The 19001-nt window shown below is 61.2% G+C and carries 19 protein-coding genes; 10 read left to right on the top strand and 9 right to left on the bottom strand.

Going from position 1 to position 19001, the window contains the following annotated elements; all coding sequences use genetic code 11:
- Positions 1 to 132: 132 nt before the first annotated feature.
- Positions 133 to 1731 (bottom strand): phosphoenolpyruvate carboxykinase, encoded by a 1599-nt coding sequence (locus Q9295_RS08515; protein ID WP_306680114.1) that lies wholly within the window; start codon positions 1729 to 1731, stop codon positions 133 to 135.
- A 347-nt stretch (positions 1732 to 2078) separates the two neighbouring features.
- Here Q9295_RS08515 and Q9295_RS08510 point away from each other — a divergent pair, with 347 nt between their 5' ends.
- From Q9295_RS08510 to Q9295_RS08480, 7 genes are read left to right on the top strand one after another with little or no spacing between them, the layout of a single operon-like run.
- Complete coding sequence (locus Q9295_RS08510) at positions 2079 to 2780, top strand: response regulator transcription factor (protein ID WP_306680113.1); 702 nt, start codon at positions 2079 to 2081, stop codon at positions 2778 to 2780.
- A 36-nt stretch (positions 2781 to 2816) separates the two neighbouring features.
- Positions 2817 to 4514: a sensor histidine kinase gene (locus Q9295_RS08505; RefSeq protein WP_306680112.1), complete on the top strand. Its 1698-nt coding sequence runs from the start codon at positions 2817 to 2819 to the stop codon at positions 4512 to 4514.
- A complete protein-coding gene (locus Q9295_RS08500; RefSeq protein ID WP_306680111.1) occupies positions 4511 to 4960 on the top strand; it encodes an HPr kinase/phosphorylase in 450 nt (149 codons plus the stop codon). Before Q9295_RS08505 ends, Q9295_RS08500 begins: the two co-directional genes overlap by 4 nt.
- A 47-nt stretch (positions 4961 to 5007) precedes the next feature.
- Positions 5008 to 5928 (top strand): RNase adapter RapZ, encoded by a 921-nt coding sequence (gene rapZ, locus Q9295_RS08495; RefSeq protein ID WP_306680301.1) that lies wholly within the window; start codon positions 5008 to 5010, stop codon positions 5926 to 5928.
- Entirely contained in the window at positions 5925 to 6320 is a 396-nt protein-coding gene (locus tag Q9295_RS08490) for a PTS sugar transporter subunit IIA (RefSeq protein WP_306680110.1), read from the top strand. Before rapZ ends, Q9295_RS08490 begins: the two co-directional genes overlap by 4 nt.
- An 8-nt stretch (positions 6321 to 6328) precedes the next feature.
- Positions 6329 to 6598, top strand: a complete 270-nt coding sequence (locus Q9295_RS08485) for an HPr family phosphocarrier protein (RefSeq protein ID WP_306680109.1) — start codon at positions 6329 to 6331, stop codon at positions 6596 to 6598.
- A gap of 52 nt (positions 6599 to 6650) precedes the next feature.
- The gene (locus Q9295_RS08480; protein WP_306680108.1) at positions 6651 to 7535 is read left to right on the top strand and encodes a lysophospholipid acyltransferase family protein; all 885 of its coding nucleotides are present in this window, start codon (positions 6651 to 6653) and stop codon (positions 7533 to 7535) included.
- Between the two features lie 131 nt (positions 7536 to 7666).
- Here Q9295_RS08480 and Q9295_RS08475 read toward each other — a convergent pair whose 3' ends face one another.
- On the bottom strand, positions 7667 to 8542 hold the full coding sequence (locus Q9295_RS08475; protein WP_306680107.1) for a 3-hydroxybutyryl-CoA dehydrogenase: 876 nt from the start codon (positions 8540 to 8542) through the stop codon (positions 7667 to 7669).
- A gap of 171 nt (positions 8543 to 8713) precedes the next feature.
- Between Q9295_RS08475 and Q9295_RS08470 the strand changes: the two genes are divergently transcribed.
- A complete protein-coding gene (locus Q9295_RS08470) occupies positions 8714 to 9532 on the top strand; it encodes a DUF6473 family protein (RefSeq protein WP_306680106.1) in 819 nt (272 codons plus the stop codon).
- 74 nt (positions 9533 to 9606) lie between these two features.
- On the opposite strand, the gene Q9295_RS08465 is transcribed toward Q9295_RS08470, so the two are convergent.
- The 6 genes from Q9295_RS08465 to Q9295_RS08440 all read right to left on the bottom strand — a co-directional run bounded on the left by Q9295_RS08465 (position 9607) and on the right by Q9295_RS08440 (position 13981).
- Positions 9607 to 10521, bottom strand: coding sequence for an electron transfer flavoprotein subunit alpha/FixB family protein (locus tag Q9295_RS08465; protein WP_306680105.1), 915 nt, complete (start codon positions 10519 to 10521; stop codon positions 9607 to 9609).
- Positions 10521 to 11282 (bottom strand): electron transfer flavoprotein subunit beta/FixA family protein, encoded by a 762-nt coding sequence (locus Q9295_RS08460; protein ID WP_306680104.1) that lies wholly within the window; start codon positions 11280 to 11282, stop codon positions 10521 to 10523. The genes Q9295_RS08465 and Q9295_RS08460 overlap by 1 nt, the downstream gene beginning before the upstream one ends.
- A 252-nt stretch (positions 11283 to 11534) precedes the next feature.
- Positions 11535 to 12107, bottom strand: a complete 573-nt coding sequence (locus Q9295_RS08455) for a cob(I)yrinic acid a,c-diamide adenosyltransferase (RefSeq protein WP_306680103.1) — start codon at positions 12105 to 12107, stop codon at positions 11535 to 11537.
- Between the two features lie 3 nt (positions 12108 to 12110).
- Complete coding sequence (locus Q9295_RS08450; RefSeq protein ID WP_306680102.1) at positions 12111 to 12314, bottom strand: twin transmembrane helix small protein; 204 nt, start codon at positions 12312 to 12314, stop codon at positions 12111 to 12113.
- Positions 12315 to 12413: 99 nt separating this feature from the next.
- Positions 12414 to 13241, bottom strand: a complete 828-nt coding sequence (locus Q9295_RS08445; protein ID WP_306680101.1) for an SDR family NAD(P)-dependent oxidoreductase — start codon at positions 13239 to 13241, stop codon at positions 12414 to 12416.
- 101 nt (positions 13242 to 13342) lie between these two features.
- Positions 13343 to 13981, bottom strand: coding sequence for an SH3 domain-containing protein (locus Q9295_RS08440; RefSeq protein WP_306680100.1), 639 nt, complete (start codon positions 13979 to 13981; stop codon positions 13343 to 13345).
- Between the two features lie 142 nt (positions 13982 to 14123).
- Between Q9295_RS08440 and Q9295_RS08435 the strand changes: the two genes are divergently transcribed.
- Positions 14124 to 16427 (top strand): DNA topoisomerase IV subunit A, encoded by a 2304-nt coding sequence (locus Q9295_RS08435; protein ID WP_306680099.1) that lies wholly within the window; start codon positions 14124 to 14126, stop codon positions 16425 to 16427.
- 197 nt (positions 16428 to 16624) lie between these two features.
- On the opposite strand, the gene Q9295_RS08430 is transcribed toward Q9295_RS08435, so the two are convergent.
- The gene (locus Q9295_RS08430) at positions 16625 to 18013 is read right to left on the bottom strand and encodes a cytochrome P450 (RefSeq protein ID WP_306680098.1); all 1389 of its coding nucleotides are present in this window, start codon (positions 18011 to 18013) and stop codon (positions 16625 to 16627) included.
- A gap of 165 nt (positions 18014 to 18178) precedes the next feature.
- Here Q9295_RS08430 and Q9295_RS08425 point away from each other — a divergent pair, with 165 nt between their 5' ends.
- Positions 18179 to 18850 (top strand): hypothetical protein, encoded by a 672-nt coding sequence (locus Q9295_RS08425; protein WP_306680097.1) that lies wholly within the window; start codon positions 18179 to 18181, stop codon positions 18848 to 18850.
- Positions 18851 to 19001: the final 151 nt, after the last annotated feature.

Below are 19001 nucleotides of genomic sequence, written 5' to 3'. Positions count from 1 at the left end.
TATTTAGAGACAGAAAATGAGATCAGAGAGGTCTTCCATTTTCTGTCCTTAAATATCCCCGCCGGAGGCAAGAGAAAGGCCCGGAGGGTCAATCCCTCCGGGCCTTTCTGACTTCCGTCATCGGCCAAGCCTTCAGCCGATGGCGGCGGCTTTGACGTCTTCATCGATGAAGGGCAGGTATTGGCCGAAGTTCTTGGTGAACATATCGATCAACTTGCGGGCTTGGGCGTCATAAGCGGCTTGGTCTTCCCAAGTCTCGCGCGGGTTCAGAAGTTGCGCGTCAACGCCGGGCAGCGCGACCGGGACTTCGAAGCCGAAGTTCGGATCTTTGCGGAACTCAACCCCGTCGAGCGAGCCATCGAGCGCCGCCGAGAGCAGCGCGCGGGTGGCTTTGATCGGCATGCGCTTGCCGGTGCCGTAAGCGCCGCCGGTCCAGCCGGTGTTGACGAGCCAGCAGGATGCGCCTTGCTCAAGGATCTTCTCTTGCAAGAGTTTGCCGTAAACTTCAGGCCGGCGCGGCATGAAGGGGGCACCGAAGCAGGTCGAGAAGGTCGGCTGCGGCTCGGTGATGCCACGCTCGGTCCCGGCGGCTTTCGAGGTGAAGCCCGACAGGAAGTGATACATCGCCTGCGCGGGCGACAGTCGCGCGATCGGCGGCAGGACACCAAAGGCGTCGCAGGTCAGCATCACCACATGTTTCGGGTGACCGCCAAGCCCGGTGTCAGACGCGTTGGAGATCGCATCCAAAGGATAGGCGCAGCGGGTGTTTTCGGTCAGCGAGCGGTTAGCGAAGTCCAACTCAAGCGTGTCGGCGTCATAGACCATATTCTCCACCACAGTGCCGAAGCGGTGGGTGGTGGCATAGATCTCGGGCTCGGCCTCGGGCGAGAGGTCGATGGTCTTGGCGTAGCAGCCGCCTTCGAAGTTGAAGATGCCGCGCTCGGACCAGCCATGCTCGTCATCGCCGATCAAGGTGCGGTCGGGGGCGGCGGAAAGTGTGGTCTTGCCGGTGCCCGAGAGGCCGAAGAAGACGGCAGCATCTTCCGGCTTGCCGATGGCGTGGTTGGCCGAGCAATGCATCGCCATCACGCCCTTTTCGGGCAGAAGGTAGTTCAGGATGGTGAAGACGGACTTCTTATTCTCGCCCGCATAAGCGGTATTGCCGATCAGCACGGTCTTTTCGTCAAAGTTCAGCGCAATGACGGTATCGGTGCGGCAGCCGTGCTTCGCCGGGTCGGCCTTGAAGGACGGCACGTTGATGATCGTCCATTCCGGCTCAAAGCTTTGCAACTCTTCCGCCGAGGGGCGGCGCAGCAGATGGCGGATGAAGAGGCCATGCCATGCGAGCTCGGTCACCATGCGCACGTCAACGCGGTGCGTCGCATCGGCACCGGCGTAAAGGTCTTGCACGAAAAGCTCACGGCCTTTGACATGCTCGAGCATATCGGCTTTCAACTGGGCAAAGGCTTCCGGCGCCATCGGCGCGTTATTTTCCCACCAGATGGTGTTTTCCACCGAAGCGGTGCGGACGACGAATTTGTCTTTCGGCGAGCGGCCGGTGAACTGACCGGTTTGGCACAGCAGCGCACCACCGCGGCCGAGGGTGCCTTCTTTGCGCTGCAGGGCCTGCTCGACCAAAGCAGGTTCAATCAAGTTGTAATAGACGGAGCCGACGCCGCTGATACCTTGGGTTTCCAACGTTCGGTTGGGGTTCACGCGTCCGATGATCATCCTGCAAGCTCCCGATGCCGCGCATTTCGCGGGGCGTTTTCGTCAAGGTGAGAAAGCGCCCGGGCCAGTGGGCGCAAAGAGCAGTCGGGCTGACCGCTCCCGTAGGCCCCTATAACATGTGGAAATCCCAGCGGAACAGCAGGCAATCATGCAGTTAGCGCAACCAGTTTTGGTTTAGCGCAACCAAATGCAAAGCGATGGCGCTGGTGAGACAAATTAGTCATTGGTTGGGGAATTTCGTGTCCGATAGTGAACGCAGGGCGGCACTGATTCGCTTTATGTGTTGCTTCGCCTGCGCGAAATGCGGAGAATAAGGCAAAAATATAACCAGAGCAGGAAAAAGAGAAATGTCGAGGATCGCCCTTGTGGACGACGACAGGAACATCCTGACGTCTGTCTCGATGACCCTTGAAGCCGAGGGTTTCGAGGTGGAAACCTATAACGACGGCCAATCCGCGCTTGAGGCGTTTAGCCGCAGGCTGCCCGATATGGCCGTGTTGGACATTAAGATGCCCCGGATGGACGGGATGGATCTGCTGCAGCGTCTGCGGCAGAAAACCTCGATGCCGGTGATTTTCCTGACCTCGAAAGATGATGAAATCGATGAGGTTCTGGGTCTGCGCATGGGCGCGGATGACTATGTCAAAAAGCCCTTCAGTCAGCGTCTCTTGGTCGAGCGGATTCGCGCCCTCTTGCGCCGGCAAGAGGCGATCAGCACCGGCGATGCGCCGGTCAGCGAAGAAAACAAGATCATGGAGCGTGGCAGCCTGCGGATGGACCCGCTGCGCCACTCGGTGGCTTGGAAGGGCAAGGATGTCTCGCTGACAGTGACCGAGTTCCTGCTTTTGCAGGCCTTGGCGCAGCGCCCGGGTTTCGTGAAAAGCCGCGATCAGTTGATGGACGTGGCCTATGACGATCAGGTCTATGTCGATGACCGTACGATCGACAGCCATATCAAGCGGTTGCGCAAGAAGATGCGCATGGTCGACGATGATTTCGCTGCGATCGAAACGCTGTACGGCATCGGTTATCGTTACAACGAAGAGTGACGACCGCGTGGGTAAAGTGACGGCCGGGTGGACCGAATGACGGCAGCGCCGCGAACGATGGTTGAGGAGACCCGCCCCAGAAGAACCGGTGAGGTGCTTCTGGGGGAAGATTGGGTATCGCCCGACACCATGGCTGATGGGCTGCGGCAAACGCGGCTGCGCTCGGGGTTGGTTTCGCTGAACCGCAGCCCGCTGGCGCGTAAGATCATCATCTTCAACCTGATGGCGCTGGTGATCTTGGTCGCTGGGGTGCTGTTTTTGAACCCGTTCCGCGATTCGCTGGTGTTGCAGCGTGAGGCGGGCTTGGTGCGCGAGGCCGAGCTGATCGCCGATCTGCTTGAAGCCCAGCAACTGCCCGCTGTTGCAGCGGAATTCTCATACGATCAGGCCTTGCAGAATGTGAAAATGCCGGTGGGCATTGCAGTGCATGTCTTTGATCCCGCTGGAACTTTGCTTGCCAGCCGCACCGGGCCTGAGGTGACAGATTCGAACATGCCGGGGGGCGTGCGCTCGACCGTCATCACCGATTTTCTGAATGCGGTTTGGACCTCGGTCTCGGGCGTTATGTCGTTTGGCACGACTGATTTCGAAGAGTTGGACCCGATTGATCTGGCGCGGCAGGTGTTGCAGCCGGCAGCGCAGGGCGCGACCGGGCTGCACACGGGCCATGCGCAGGACGGCAGCACGGTTTTTGCCGTGGGCACGCCGATTATGCTTGGCGGTCAGGTGCAGGCGGTGGTTGCTTTGACCTCGGCCGCGGGCGAGCTGGACAGGCTGGTGCGTTATGAGCGTGAGCAGATCCTGCAGATGTTTGTCGTGGCGCTGATGGTGTCGATTGGGTTGAGCTTGGTCTTGGCCTCGACCATCGCCAACCCCTTGGCAGATTTGGCCACGGCGGCAGAGATCGGCCGTGACCGTGATGCGCGTAAGGTCAATCCTGGCCGGGTGCGAATCCCCGATCTGGCGGCGCGGCCCGATGAGATTGGCCGGCTTTCGGTCGCCATGCGGGGCATGGTGGCGGCGCTGTACGACCGCATTGATGCCAATGAACAATTCGCGGCTGACGTGGCGCATGAAATCAAGAACCCGCTGGCCTCATTGCGCTCGGCCGTGGGCAGCCTGCGCCTGGTGAAGAAAGAAGAGCACCGCGAGAAGCTCTTGGATGTGATCGAGCATGACGTGCGGCGGCTTGACCGTCTGGTCAGCGACATCTCCAATGCCTCGCGGCTGGATTCTGAGCTGGTCAAAGAGGAGGAGGAAGAGTTCAACCTGTTGAAAACCCTGTCCTCCTTGAGCAGCCATTTGGGCCAGCAGGCCGCAGAACGCGGGGTCGATTTCATCACCGATCTGCCGGCTGAGCCGATCCTGATCCGTGGTCTTGAAGCGCGGCTCGCGCAGGTTTTTGTCAATTTGATCACCAATGCCACATCGTTCTGCGAAGAGGGTGATGCGGTGCGGGTTTGGGCGCGGCGGCGTGACAATCGGGTGTTGGTCGTGGTGGAAGACACCGGTCCCGGCATCCCAGAGCAGGCGCTGACCAAGGTCTTCAAACGCTTCTACTCGGACCGCCCGGCCAGCCATTTTGGCAATAACTCGGGCCTTGGTTTGTCGATCTCGAAACAGATCGTCGAGGCGCATGGCGGGGTGATCTGGGCCGAGAATATCCGTCCCACTGCCGCCGATCTCGAAAGTGAGCCTTTGGGCGCGCGCTTCGTGGTGGGCTTGCCGATTTGACCGAAAAGGCCGCGCAGGGCATAGGCGGGCGCAAGATTCTGCATGCGACTTCGGTCGCGGTTTCGGGGCGGGGGCTTTTGATCACCGGCTCTTCGGGGGCAGGTAAATCCGCCTTGGCTTTGCAGCTGATCGCGCTTGGCGCGCTGCTGATCTCGGACGATCAAACAGAGCTTACCGTCACAACAGCAGGGCTTATGGCCCGCTGCCCTTCGCCAGCAATCGAGGGGCTGATTGAGGCGCGCGGCATCGGCCTTTTGCGCGCCCCCAGCGCCGAAACCGCCGTGCTGGCCTTGGTGGTCGATATGGGGCAAGATGAGACGGAAAGGCTGCCACCCTGCCGCAGCGTTACTATCCTGGGTCAAGCGCTGCCGCTTGTGCTGCGCGCCCGGCATGACCATTTTCCTGCCGCCTTGATGGTCTATCTTCAGGGCGGCAGGCAGCACTGATCGCCCGATACTTTGATGATGAAGCCGAAGCTGTGACCTTAACGCCGATGGATCTTGCCCCCAACGACCCGCCCCCAGAGCACCGCTTGGTGCTGGTCACTGGCCCCTCGGGTGCCGGGCGCTCGACCGCTATCAATGTGCTTGAGGATCTGGGCTTTGAGGGCATCGACAACATCCCGCTCAGTCTGGTGCCGCGGCTGTTGGACGGCCCGCCCTTGGGCCGCCCGATGGCCTTGGGGCTTGATGCGCGCAACCGCGATTTCAACGCCACCGCTTTGATCGAGCTGATCGACAGCCTGACGCGAAATCCGCGGGTGGCTTTGGAGGTGATCTATCTGGATTGCGCGCCGGGTGAGCTGATCCGTCGCTTCTCGGACACCCGCCGGCGCCACCCTTTGGCGGCTGACGAATCGCCTGCCGAGGGCATTGCGCGCGAGATCGACCTGCTGGCGCCGATCCGGGTGCGGGCCGATCACCTGATCGACACCAGTGAGTTAAGCCCGCATGATCTAAAGGCCGAGCTTACGCGTTGGTTTGAACCCGGCACCAGTGGGCGGCTTTCGGTGCTGATTCAAAGCTTCAGCTATAAGCGCGGCGTGCCACGCGGCGTGGATATGATCTTTGACTGCCGGTTTCTGGCCAACCCGCATTGGCAACCGGCCCTGCGCAGCTTGGATGGCCGCGACCCAGAGGTTGCGCGCTATGTCCAAGGCGATGTGCGATTCGCTGAATTCTTCGCAAAGCTTCGGGATCTACTGTTGCTGTTGCTGCCGGCGCATTTGCAAGAGGGCAAGGCGCATCTCTCAATTGGCTTTGGATGCACCGGCGGGCAACACCGCTCGGTCGCAGTTGCGGAATTGATGGGGGCGGCTCTTGCGCAAGCCGGCTGGCCGGTGTCAAAACGTCACCGAGAATTGGAACGCAAGGGGGCCGAAAACCCTCCAGCTGACAAGGTATATGGGGCTTGATCGGTATCGTCATTGTCGCCCACGGGGGTCTGGCGCGAGAGTATCTCTCGGCGGTGGAGCATGTGGTCGGAAAGCAGGATGGGATGCGGGCCATTGCCATCGAGGATGATCACGATCGTGCGGCCAAACAGGCCGAGATCATGGCCGCTGCGCAATCGGTCGATGAGGGCATGGGCGTGGTCGTGGTGACCGATATGTTCGGGGGCAGCCCTTCGAACCTGTCGCTGCCGGCCTGTGCGGCCTCGGGGCGGCGGATTCTTTATGGCGCGAACCTTCCGATGTTGATTAAGCTGGCCAAATCGCGCGACCTGCCGGTGCCCGAAGCGGTGGCGGCGGCCTTGGATGCGGGGCGGAAATATATCAACAGCCTCGACCTTGGCGGCGGGGCCTGAGAGGCCTGATGACGAGCCGAGTTTTACGCATTATCAATGAGAAGGGCCTGCATGCGCGGGCCAGTGCGAAATTCGTCGAAGTGGTCGAGGCCCATGAGGCGCGGGCCAATGTGGCCAAGGATGGCATGGAAGTCTCGGGTGATTCGATCATGGGGCTTTTGATGCTCGCCGCCTCGCGCGGGACCACGATCGAGGTGTCGACCAGCGGCGCAGAAGCGGAGAAACTCGCCGATGCATTAGAGGCGCTTGTTGCGGCCCGCTTCGGAGAAGACTATTGACCGCCAGAAGGCGCGGCACATTGCCGGCCATGACCGCAGGGACTATCGCCCCGTGACCGATCAGAGCCAGACCTCAGCCGAGGCGACCGGATTGCCCGCAGGGCGTGCTGACCGACCTTATGATATGCGCCGGCTGTCCTATGCTGGCACATTCCGCAATCCGTTGAAGTCAGGCTCGATCCGGGCCATCGAATGGCTGACGGCCAAGGTGCAGCTGCTGCGCCTGATCCGCAGCTTCGAGAAATCCGGCGCCCCCTTTGGTGCGCCCTTCTGGCCCAAGGCGATCCGCCACATGGGCATTCGCATCGACACGCCGCCCGAAGAGATCGCCCGCATCCCGGCCACCGGGCCGGTGGTGGTGGTGGCCAACCACCCTTCGGGGCTGGTCGATGGCATGGTGATGGCCGAGATGGTTTGCCGGGTGCGCTCGGATTTCAAAATCCTGACCCGGAGCCTTTTGACAGGCATCCCCGAGGTCGAGGAATTCATGATTCCCGTTCCCTTCCCGCATGAGGATAACGCCCGCGAACTGGGCCTTCAGATGCGCGATGAGACGATGAAGCACCTCAAGGCCGGCGGGGTGATCATCATCTTCCCAGCGGGCAAAGTCGCGATGAGCCCGGGCTGGTTCGACAATGCGGTGGAAGCCGAATGGAACGTCTTTACCCATAAGATGGTGCGCTCGTCTGGCGCGACGATCGTGCCGATCTTCTTCCCCGGCCAAAACAGCCGCGCCTTCCTGATCGCCAACAAGCTCTCCGACACGCTGCGCCAAGGGCTCTTGCTCTATGAGATCAAACGTGCGCTCTTCAAACCGCAGCGGCCGGTGATCGGCGAGCCGATCCCGGCGGAGGAGCTGAAGAAATGGGAAGGCAACCCGCGCGGCTTCTTGGCTTGGCTGCGCGAGCACACTCTTTCTCTGGGTAAGAGCCTGTAAAAGAAAGCCCGCTCGCGCGGGCTTTTGCCTCCGGCGGGAGTATTTAAGTCAAGATGAAACACTTAAGCTTTTCATCTTGATCGAAATACTCCGGGGGAGACCCCGAAGGGGGCGGGGGCAGAGCCCCCTTCTTAGCGGGTGGGGACCGGCGTCTCGCCGCGGTAATCGTAAAAGCCGCGTTGGGTTTTGCGGCCAAGCCAACCAGCCTCGACATATTTGGTCAAAAGCGGGCAGGGGCGGTATTTGGTATCGGCCAGCCCGTCATGCAGCACGTTCATGATTGCAAGGCAGGTGTCGAGACCGATGAAATCCGCCAGTTCCAGCGGGCCCATCGGGTGGTTGGCGCCGAGTTTCAGCGATTCGTCGATGGATTTGACCGAGCCGACGCCTTCGTAAAGCGTGTAGACCGCCTCGTTGATCATTGGCATCAAGATGCGGTTGACGATGAAGGCCGGGAAATCCTCGGCGCTGGCGGCGGTTTTGCCCAAGCGGCGCACCACCTCATGCAAGGCCTCCCAGGTCTCTTGATCGGTGGCGATGCCGCGGATCAGCTCGACCAATTGCATCACCGGAACCGGGTTCATGAAGTGGAAGCCCATGAACTTTTCCGGCCGGTCGGTGCGGCTGGCAAGGCGCGTGATCGAGATCGAAGAGGTGTTCGAGGTCAGGATCGTCTCAGGCTTCAGATGCGGCAGAAGATCGTCGAAGATCTTCTGTTTCACCGCTTCACGCTCGGTCGCGGCTTCAATCACAAGATCGGTCGGGCCAAGATCTGCAAGCTGCAGCGTGGTGCGGATGCGCGCCATTGCGGCGGCTTTATCCTCGGCGGTGATCTTGCCGCGGCTGGCTTGCCGTTCAAGGTTCTTCTCGATCGTGGCGAGTGCCTTTTGCAGGCTTTCCTCGCTGATGTCGTTCAAAAGAACATCATATCCCGCCAAAGCGAAAACATGTGCAATGCCATTGCCCATTTGACCGGCGCCAACGATGCCAACTGTGCGAATGTCCATGCGAACCCCCTGAATTTCAGCCCGGACCTTACGAAAGCCGACCGGTCAGGGCAAGGGCAGGTGCCGCGTGGGAATTTGCATCGAATGCGGCTTAAATGAAAAGCTTAGCACTTTGGCAAGGCTTGGCTGGCAGACTGGCTCTTGGGTGTGACGAAACTTTGGGTGGTCGTGATGGCATATATGCAACCTGGTGACAGGTCGCTGGACTATTTCCCTTGTCACTATGGGGCCTCGCGTTTGACGTTCCGGGGGCCGCGGCGGGATTTGACCGGGGAATATTTGGCGATGTTGGGCGGGGCTGAGACCTATGGTCGGCTGGTGCCGCTGCCCTTTGCGGCGCTTTTGGAAAAGGAGTTGGGCCTGCCAGCGGCCAATCTGGCCTGTCCCAATGCAGGCCCCGATCTTTATCTCGGCGATCGCGCTGCCTTGGAGGTGGCGGCAGGGGCGCGGCTCGCCGTGGTGCAATTGACTGGCGGGCATAATATCTCGAACCGGTTTTACCGGGTGCATGGGCGGCGCAATGATCGCTTCATTGCCGCCACGCCCGTGCTGCGCGCGCTTTACCGTGATGTCGATTTCACCGAGATCCACTTTACACGGCATCTTCTCTCAGTGCTGGCGGCCAAGTGTGATGAGCGGTTTGATTTGGTGCTGCAAGAGCTGAAAACGCAATGGGTGCAGCGCATGATCGAGGTGTTGGAGCAGCTGCCCTACCGTAGGCTTCTTCTCTGGCTGGCCGATCATCCTCCGGCAGAGGCGGGGGCGCGTTGGGCGGGTGGTGCGGGCACGCTCATCGATCGTGAGATGATCGCGGCGCTGCAGCCCTATGCCAATGGCTATGCCGAATTGGTGATCGCCCCACCGCCGTCGCTGGATGGTCAGTTGATAAGCCTACTGGCGTGTGAGGGGCGCGGGCTGGGCCTGCCGGATGCGACTTGCCACAGGCAGGTGGCCGAGCTGCTGCTGCCCAAGGTGGCGGCGCTTTTGTAAGCTCTGATTTAAGCACAGGACCCATGCAAAAGGGCGCCCGTTGCGGGGCGCCCTTCTGGTTCTATAGCCGAAGCTTAGAGCTTCGACGTCAGCTCGGGCACGGCCTCGAAGAGGTCGGCGACCAGACCGTAATCGGCGATTTGGAAGATCGGGGCTTCCTCGTCTTTGTTGATCGCGACGATGACTTTGGAGTCTTTCATGCCGGCCAAGTGCTGGATCGCGCCCGAAATACCGCAAGCGATATAGAGGTTCGGTGCCACGACCTTGCCGGTCTGACCCACTTGCCAATCGTTCGGAGCAAAGCCCGAGTCGACAGCGGCGCGCGAGGCGCCAACAGCGGCGTTCAGCTTGTCAGCCAAAGCTTCGATGATGTCGAAGGATTCTTTCGAACCCACGCCACGGCCGCCGGAGACGACGATCTTGGCCGAGGTCAGTTCCGGACGATCCGAAGCCGCGACCTTGTCTTCCACCCAAGCGGAAAGGTCGGCGGTCGGGCCCGAGACGGCCTCAACAGCGGCGGAACCGCCATTGCCAACGGCGTTGAAGGTTGCGGTACGGATCGAGAAGACCTTTTTCGCATCCGAAGATTTGACGGTCTGGATCGCGTTGCCAGCATAGATCGGGCGCTCGAACGTGTCGGCGTCGATCACGGCGGTCACATCCGAGATCACCATCACGTCGAGAAGGGCTGCCACGCGGGGCATGACGTTCTTGACGTAAGCGGTCGCGGCACCACCGATGTGGCTGTAGTTGCCAGCCAGCGAGACGATCAGCGCGGCCAGCGACTCGGCCATGCCGTGGTCATAAGCTGCGTCGGCAGCTTTCAGAACCTTGGACACGCCTTCCAGCTTGGCAGCTTCAACCGCAGCGGCTTCACCAGCCACCAGCAGGTGAACTTCGCCCAAGGACTTCACCGCATCGACGGCTTTCGCCACGGCGTCGGTGGCCAATTGGCCGTCATTCACGTCGGCAAGAAGAAGAACGGCCATTAGATCACCCCCGCTTCGTCTTTGAGTTTGGCAATCAGCTCGTCCACCGATGCCACGCGCACGCCAGCCTTGCGGCCTGCGGGCTCAGTCGTTTTGATCACGGTCAGGCGCGGCGAGATGTCGACGCCGTAGTCAGCCGGGGTCTTGGTGGCCAAAGGCTTCGCCTTGGCTTTCATGATGTTCGGCAGCGAGGCATAGCGCGGCTCGTTGAGGCGCAGGTCCACGGTGACGATCGTCGGCATTTTCACCGAGATGGTTTGCAGACCGCCGTCGACTTCGCGGGTGATCTTGGCATTGTCGCCTTCGATCGCCAGTTCGGAGGCGAAGGTGGCTTGGCTCCAGCCGAGCAGAGCCGAAAGCATCTGGCCGGTGGCGTTCATGTCATTGTCGATGGCTTGTTTGCCAGCGAGGACCAGGCCGGGGGCCTCTTCCTTCACAACGGCAGCCAGCAGCTTGGCGACAGCCAGCGGCTCGATGTCGGTGTGCACATCATCGGTGGCTTCGATGAGGATCGCGCGGTCTGCGCCCATCGCCAAAGCGTTGCGCAGGGTCTCTTGAGCCTGCTTCACCCCGATCGACACCACGACGACTTCGGTCGCAACGCCTTTTTCTTTCAGACGGATCGCCTCTTCGACGGCAATCTCGTCGAAGGGGTTCATCGACATCTTTACGTTCGCAAGATCGACACCCGTGCCGTCCGCTTTGACGCGAACCTTCACGTTGTAGTCGATCACCCGTTTGACAGGTACAAGAACCTTCATGCGGCAATCTCCAGAATTGGGGCAAAGCCCCGACCAAGCTCTCCGGGCCGGGTGTTACCGTAAGGAAGCTGCGGAAAACAGAGCAAATGCGACAGGAAGTGGCGGATCGACGCCGCGTATAGATCGGTGCGGTCGATCAGTGGGCGGTTTGGTGCTGAAAATGGCCAAATTTTCTGAGGTTTTGAGCATAGAAATGCAAAAAGGCTTGGGGTGCGCGCGCACTCCAAGCCTTTTGCGATTATTGCCGGTGTTTTAGCGGGTCAGGCCCGGCACCCAAAGCACGTCATCCTTGCCGTCATCATTGGCGATGCGCCCGGCGACGAAGAACCAATCTGACAAGCGGTTCAAATATTTGACAGCCTCGGGGTTCACATCTTCTTGGGCGGCAAGTTCGACGACCAAGCGCTCGGCCCGGCGGCAGACGGTGCGGCAAAGGTGCAGTTGCGCGGCCAAAGCGGTGCCACCGGGCAGGATGAAGCTGCGCAGGGGCGTGAGCTTGGCGTTCATCGCATCGATCTCGGCCTCGAGCCGGTCGACTTGAGAGGCGACCATACGCAAAGGCGTATAGGGCAGCTCGGCGTCTTTCTCGCGGTCAGGGGTGCAGAGGTCCGCGCCAAGATCGAAGAGGTCGTTCGAGATCCGGGCCAAAGCCGCATCCATCTCGCCACTGGCATGTTGGCGAGCCAGACCCACGGTGGCATTGGTCTCATCGCAAGTGCCGTATGCCGAGACGCGGTCACTGTATTTCGGCACGCGCGCCCCATTGCCCAAGGCGGTTTCGCCCTTATCGCCGGTGCGGGTGTAGATTTTCGACAGAACGACCATGATTTATCCCCGCGATTCCAGCCAAGCCATGCCGATCACCACCAGCACCGCGATGAACTGCGCGGCAAGCCGCCAGCGCATGATTTTGTTCGAGTTCTGGCGCGCATATTCGCCGCCTTTGGCATAGCTGAAAAAGCCCCAGAGCAGGATGCCCAGCACCACCAAGGCGCCGACAAGCGCGAGGATCGAGATTGGATCGTTGAACATAGCGGGCCCCTCTGAAACTGCGGCAGTTTGCCTGCACAGGGGTTTAGGCCATAGGGCGGGTAATGCGAAGTCACATTCTCCGGGGCGCGGCGATCTTGCTTAGCCCTTTTTGACCACCCAATCCAAGGCGCGGGTCGGCAAAAGCCGGCGCAGGGTGCCCGAAAGATGCGTCGGCACGGTGACGTAATAGCGGGCGCGGGGGCGCTTGCTTTCGCAGGCATGGGCCAAGGCCTTGGTCACGGCCGAGGGCGGCAGCTCAAAGCGGTCGGGCTTGGTCTTCTCGCCATAAAGCCGGCCCAGAAGGCTGCGGTATTCTTCAACCCGCGCCGAGGTTTTCCAAGCGATATGCTTTTCAAAATGCGGGATTGAATTGGCGCGGATCCGGCTGGTGATCGGGCCGGGCTCGATCAGGACGACCTCGATCCCAGTGCCTTGCATTTCAAGCCGCAGCACATCGGTCAGGCCTTCAAGCGCGAATTTGGTGGCCACATAAGCGCCGCGCCATTTGATGCCGACAAGGCCCAAGACCGAAGAGCAGTTGATGATTCGGCCATGGCCCTGCGCCCGCATCATCGGGATCAGCCGGTTTGTAAGGTCTTGATAGCCAAAGAGATTGACCTCGAAGATCGCGCGGAAAGCATCGCGCGGGATGTCTTCGACCGCGCCGGGGCAGGCGAAGGCACCGTTGTTGTAAAGCACATCCAGCCGGCCGCCGGTGCGGGTTTTCACCTCTTCGACGGCGGCGATGATGCTGGCCTCATCGGCGTAATCGAGCGGGAAGCTTTCCAAGCCTTCGGCGCGCAAACGCTCGCAATCGGCCTCTTGCCGGCAGGTGGCCAAGACCCGCCAGCCGCGCGCCTTCATGCCGCGCGCCGCATCAAGGCCGATGCCCGAAGAGCAGCCGGTGATCAGGATTGTTTTCGCCATTTGCCCGCCCATCGTCCCATTGCCTATGCGCTTTGCCGCAGGGCTAGGGTTTTGGCGCGGCTAGGTCAAACGAAGATCGTAGGGCAGCGGGTCCTGCGGTCTTAAGGAGCGGTCGGCGACAGGAAGCGCATAGCGACATAGCCGGCAAGGCCATCGCCCTCGATCTGCACTTTGGCCCATTCCGAGCCTTCGGCGAAGCTGACCATCACGGCCTCACCCATCACCAGCTTGTCAATGACCGAGCTGTCGGTGTTGGGGCCTTCACGCACATTCACCATCTCGGCGGTGACATACCACACATCACCCGAGGGCGGCAGGCTGGTCTCAGGCGCGCCGGTATTGGCGAAGGGATCTTCGGTCGGCTGTTCAATTGGTGCAGCGGCGGGCGTCATCCGGGTCGTGGGCAGGGTCGAGAGCGAGAAGACCGGCTCAGGCGCGGGCGTCAGCGGGGTTGCCGCTGGGGCAGGGGCAGCAGGATCCGCCGCCGCCAAAGGCGCATCATAGCTGCCAATCGCGGGCGCATCGGCGATTTCTACCGCCGGGCCAAGATCAGGCGCGCTTGGAGGCTGTTCAGCCGCTTCGACGACAGGCACGGAGGTGGCGAGGGGTTCGAGAATGACAATCTGTTCCCCGGAGGCAACGGCTTGGGCCAAGCCGGGGCGCAACTGCCCACGATCAGCCCCCGCAATCAACAAGGTCAAAAACAAACCAACAGCCAAAAGCACGATCAGGCGAAACATGATATCTACCAAGCAGCAAAAACGTTAAAAACAGCCTAACATAAAAAGCGCCCTAGGGTCAGGGGCAAAAAGCCAAGACCCTTCCCCCCTATGGGCAAGGATGACGCTGGACCGCGGCGCTTCGCCGGACTACACAACATCCATGTCCGATGATGATGATACCGACAAAACCTATGGTCAAACCGTAGCAGAGCCGCTGTCGCGCGCCATTGGCGAGCGCTATTTGACCTATGCTCTGTCCACCATCATGCACCGCGCTTTGCCGGATGCGCGCGATGGGTTGAAGCCTGTGCACCGCCGAATCCTTTGGGCGATGCGGCGTTTGCGCCTGACGCCGACGGGGGGATTCCTGAAGTCGGCCAAGATCGCCGGTGACACGATGGGGGATTTCCACCCGCATGGTGACCTTGCGATTTACGACGCGATGGCGCGGCTCGCGCAGGATTTCAACATGCGCTACCCGCTCGTGGACGGGCAGGGCAACTTCGGCAATATCGACGGCGATAACCCCGCCGCGAGCCGCTATACCGAGGCGCGGATCACCGCGCTGACCGAGGCTTTGCTGGAAGGCATTGACGAAACCGCCGTCGATTTCCGCCCCAATTACGACGGGCGTCTGGAAGAGCCGGTGGTGCTGCCGGCGGCCTATCCCAACCTTTTGGCCAATGGTTCCAGTGGGATCGCGGTTGGCATGGCGACCAATATCCCGCCGCATAACCTTGACGAGCTGATCCAAGGCTGCCAGCTTTTGCTGAAGAACCCCGAGGCCTCGATCGCGGATCTGGTCTCGGTGATCCCCGGTCCGGACTTCCCGACCGGCGGCGTGCTGGTGGAGCCGAAAGAGACCATCCTGCAATCTTATGAGACCGGGCGCGGCGCTTTCCGCACCCGTGCGAAATGGGAGCTGGAGGATCTGGGCCGCGGCACTTGGCAGATCGTGGTCACCGAGATCCCGTTCCAGGTCGCGAAATCCAAGCTGATCGAAAAGCTGGCCGAGCTGATCCAGCTGAAAAAAGTGCCGCTCTTGGCCGATGTCCGCGACGAATCGGCCGAGGATGTCCGCATCGTGCTGGAACCTCGGGCCCGCAACGTGGACCCCGAGGTGCTGATGGGCACGCTCTTCCGCAACTCGGACCTCGAGACGCGATTCAGCATGAATATGAACGTGTTGATCGACGGCCGGGTGCCGAAGGTCTGCTCGTTGAAAGAGGTTCTGCGCGCCTTCCTTGACCACCGTCGTCAGGTGCTGCGCCGCCGCTCGGAGCACCGGGTCGAGAAGATCGACCACCGGCTTGAGGTGCTTGAAGGCTTCATCATCGCCTATCTCAACCTCGACCGGGTGATCGATATCATCCGCTACGATGATGAGCCGAAAGCGGCTTTGATGCGCGAGACCTGGGGGCGCAGCTTCCCGCGCGCATTGTCGGAAAAGGATTATGTCAGCCCCGCGCCGGGTGAGGGCGAGCTGACCGAGGTGCAGGCCGAGGCGATCCTCAACATGCGTCTGCGCAGCTTGCGCCGGCTTGAGGAAATCGAGCTGCGCCAAGAGCGTGACGCATTGATGGAAGAGCGCGCCGGGCTGGCGGACCTTCTGGCAAGCGATGTCTTGCAATGGGCGCGGATTGGCGAAGAGCTTGAAGACATTCGCAAAAAATACGGCAAAGGCACCGAGAATGGCCGCCGCCGCACCACCTTTGCCGAAGCAGGCGAAGTCGAAGACGTCCCCTATGAAGCGATGATCGAGCGGGAGCCGATCACCGTGATCTGCTCGAAAATGGGCTGGATCCGGGCGATGAAGGGCCATGTCGATCTGAGCGTCGAGCAAAAGTTCAAAGACGGCGACGGGCCGCGCTTTGCCTTCCATGCCGAGACCACGGATCGGCTTTTGCTCTTGGCGGAAAACGGCCGCTTCTACACGCTTCTGGGCGCCAATCTGCCCGGTGGTCGCGGCATGGGTGAGCCGGTCCGCCTGATGGTGGACCTGCCCAATGACACTGGCATCAACGATCTGATCCTCTTCAAGCCGGGGGCAAAATACCTGCTGGCTTCCAGTGCGGGCGATGGATTTATCGTGCCGGCAGAAGAGCTTCTGGCCCAGACCAAGGCGGGCAAACAGGTGCTGACGGTGAAGGATGGCGTGAAAACCGCCGTCTGCGTGCCGGTTGCGGGCGATTCGGTCGCAGTGGTGGGCGAAAACCGCAAGCTCCTCGTCTTCCCGCTGGCCGAACTGCCGGAAATGGCGCGCGGCAAAGGTGTGCGGTTGCAGAAGTACAAGGATGGTGGCCTCTCCGATGCCATCACCTTCACCCTGACCGAAGGCCTTTCGTGGAAGGATCCGGCTGGCCGCACAAGGCTGGAGACCGACCTCACCGAATGGCAGGGCGCAAGGGCTGCGGCGGGTAAAATGGCACCGCGAGGCTTCCCGCGCGACAACCGCTTCAACTGAGCCAAACGGGGCGTTAACCCCGCATAACAAAACGAAAAGCAGAGGTATGATCTACGTCTGCTTTTCGTCTGTTTTACGTATGGCTTTGGTCGGGCAAACCGACAGGGCAAAAGCCTTAACCTTTCCCCCTTCATCTTGACTTAAATACTCTCAGGGGGGGGCGGGGGCAGAATGCCCCCCGCCTGCCTTGGCCAAAATCACGCCCGATCGACGCGCAGACAGACCCCGCCTTCAGGCCGCAGGGTCAGGATCAACACCGGCTTTGGCGCGCGCCCCGGCAAAGCGGTAAAGCGAAACCGCGACAGTAAAGTCGCCAGCACGATCACCGCCTCTTGCAAGGCAAAGCTCATGCCGATGCAGATCCGCGGCCCGTCACCAAAGGGCAGGTATTGGAACCGCGGCACCGCACGGGGGGCCGCGAAGCGCGAAGGGTCAAAGCGGTTCGGATCGGGCCATAAAGCATGGTGGCGATGCAGCGCATAGATCGGCAGCAGGATCGTATCGCCCGGCTGCACCTCACGCCCCAAAAGCCTGTCCTTGGCGCGCGCCGTGCGCGACAGAAAGGCGGCGGGGGGGTAAAGCCGCAAGGTCTCATCCACGATTTGGCGGGTGAGCGGCAAGGCGCCGACATCCTGCGCCGTCGCGGTGCGGCCTTGCAGCACCGATTGCGCCTCGGCCCGGGCGGCCGCTTGTACGGCGGGATCGAAGGCACAAAGGTAAAGCGCCCAAGCCAGCGTCAAAGCCGTGGTCTCATGCCCGGCAACGATGAAGGTCAGCAGATTGTCGCGCAGTTCTTCATTGCTCATCTGCTGGCCGGTCTCGGGATCGGCGCCTTCCATCAGAAGATCCAGAAGGTCCGGCGGGTTTGAGGCCCCGCTCTGGCGGCGGGCCTTTATCGCCGCATCGGCCAGCTTCTTGGTGTCCCTGATACCGCCGCCGGTCAGCATCCGCCCCGGCCTTGGAAGCCAAGCTGGTGCGCCGATCACATCCAAAAGTGAGACGCGGGCGGTGCCGCCGATATAGCGCTCAATCGCGCGATGCACTTCGGTGCGGTCAAAGCCCGCGCCGCCGGAAAAGGTGACATCCGAGATCACCTCGAATGTTGCGGTGACCATTTCCTCAAAGAGATCAACGTTTTGACCTGTAGCCTGCCCCAGCCGGGCCGCGGCGGCTTCGGCGGCGGCACTCATCACCGGGGCAAGGGCCGAGACATTGCGATGGGTGAAAACCGGGGCTGCGGTGCGGCGCTGCCAGTGCCAATCGGCGCCTTCGGCGACGAACATCCCCTTGCCGATGGCGGGGCCAAGGACCAGCTTGGTGACCTCGGATTTGGGGTAATCCTCGAGCCGGTCGCGCAGGATATGGCGCAGCGCTCCGGGCTCCATCACCATATGCCAGCGCTTGCCGGTGCGGCCAGAAAGGATCGGGGCATGGGTGGCGATCTCGGGGATCAATTCCAGAAGATTGCGCCGCCCAGCGCGGAAACTGCCCCAGATGCCCAGCGGTGCGCGATGCAGCGGCACCTGCACTGGAAGCAGCTCGGTCGGCGGCATGTGGCGGCGGTGGGGCGCGGCTGTTCTTTCCATCTGCCAAAGATAGGACGCTTTGCAACAAATGCACCCCTGAGGTTGCCCCAAAGGCAAAGCTGGCTGGTCGGATCCCGCCGTTCATGCTGCGGCTTTGGTAAGCGCTGATTGCGCGGCGGCTTTGGCTTCGTTAAGCACGAAGAGAACTTGCACCGGAGGTGGCCGATGGCCCTGCTGCGCCCCGTTTTTGCCCTTGCTCTCATCGCCTCAGTGGCGGCTTGCGGTCAAAGTGATTTGGCCGAGCCACCAATGCCGCTGGGTGAGTTCGCGCTGGGGTTGAATATCGCGGTTGCAGATAATGTGCAGATGGTGCCGATCAGCCGACCGACCACGCCCGATGACTGGGAGGCGGTGATGATTAAGGCGGTCGACAACCGCTTTGGCCGCTATGAGGGCAGCAAACTTTACAACATTGGCATCTCGATTGACGCCTATGCTTTGGCGCCTCCGGGCATCCCGGTGGTGGCAGCGCCGAAGTCGATTTTGGTGGTGACGGCCAATATTTGGGACGATGCCGCGCAGAAGAAGCTGAACGAAGAAGGCAAGCAAATCACTGTTTTTGAAAGCCTTTCTGGCGAGACGGTGATTGGTACCGGCATCACGCGCACCAAAAAGCAGCAGATGGAAGCCTTGGCCTATAATGCGGTGCATAAGGTCGAAGAATGGTTGCTGGAGAACCCTCAATGGTTCGACATGACCGAAGAAGAGATGGCGGCTGCCAAGGCGGCCCGGCTGGCGGCGATGCGGGCGGCGGGCAAAGCTCCGGCCGGTTCCGAGGTCGCGGCCACGGCTGACGTCGGGGAAGGCGCGACGCGCGCAGCGCCATCTGCCAACTGAGGCTTGATTTTCCGCGCTTCAGCCTATAAATCGCCGCCCGAATGAACCGAGGGTCCGAGGTCCGGGCCCGCAGCAGCAAGGGCGCCCGACTATGGCAAAGGCAAAGTTTGAACGGAACAAACCGCACGTCAACATCGGCACGATTGGCCAC

Origin of the sequence: Pseudogemmobacter lacusdianii (genome assembly GCF_030848395.1) — a bacterium.
Classification (GTDB): Bacteria; Pseudomonadota; Alphaproteobacteria; order Rhodobacterales; family Rhodobacteraceae; genus Pseudogemmobacter; species Pseudogemmobacter lacusdianii.
This window is presented reverse-complemented; position numbering and strand designations above follow the sequence as displayed.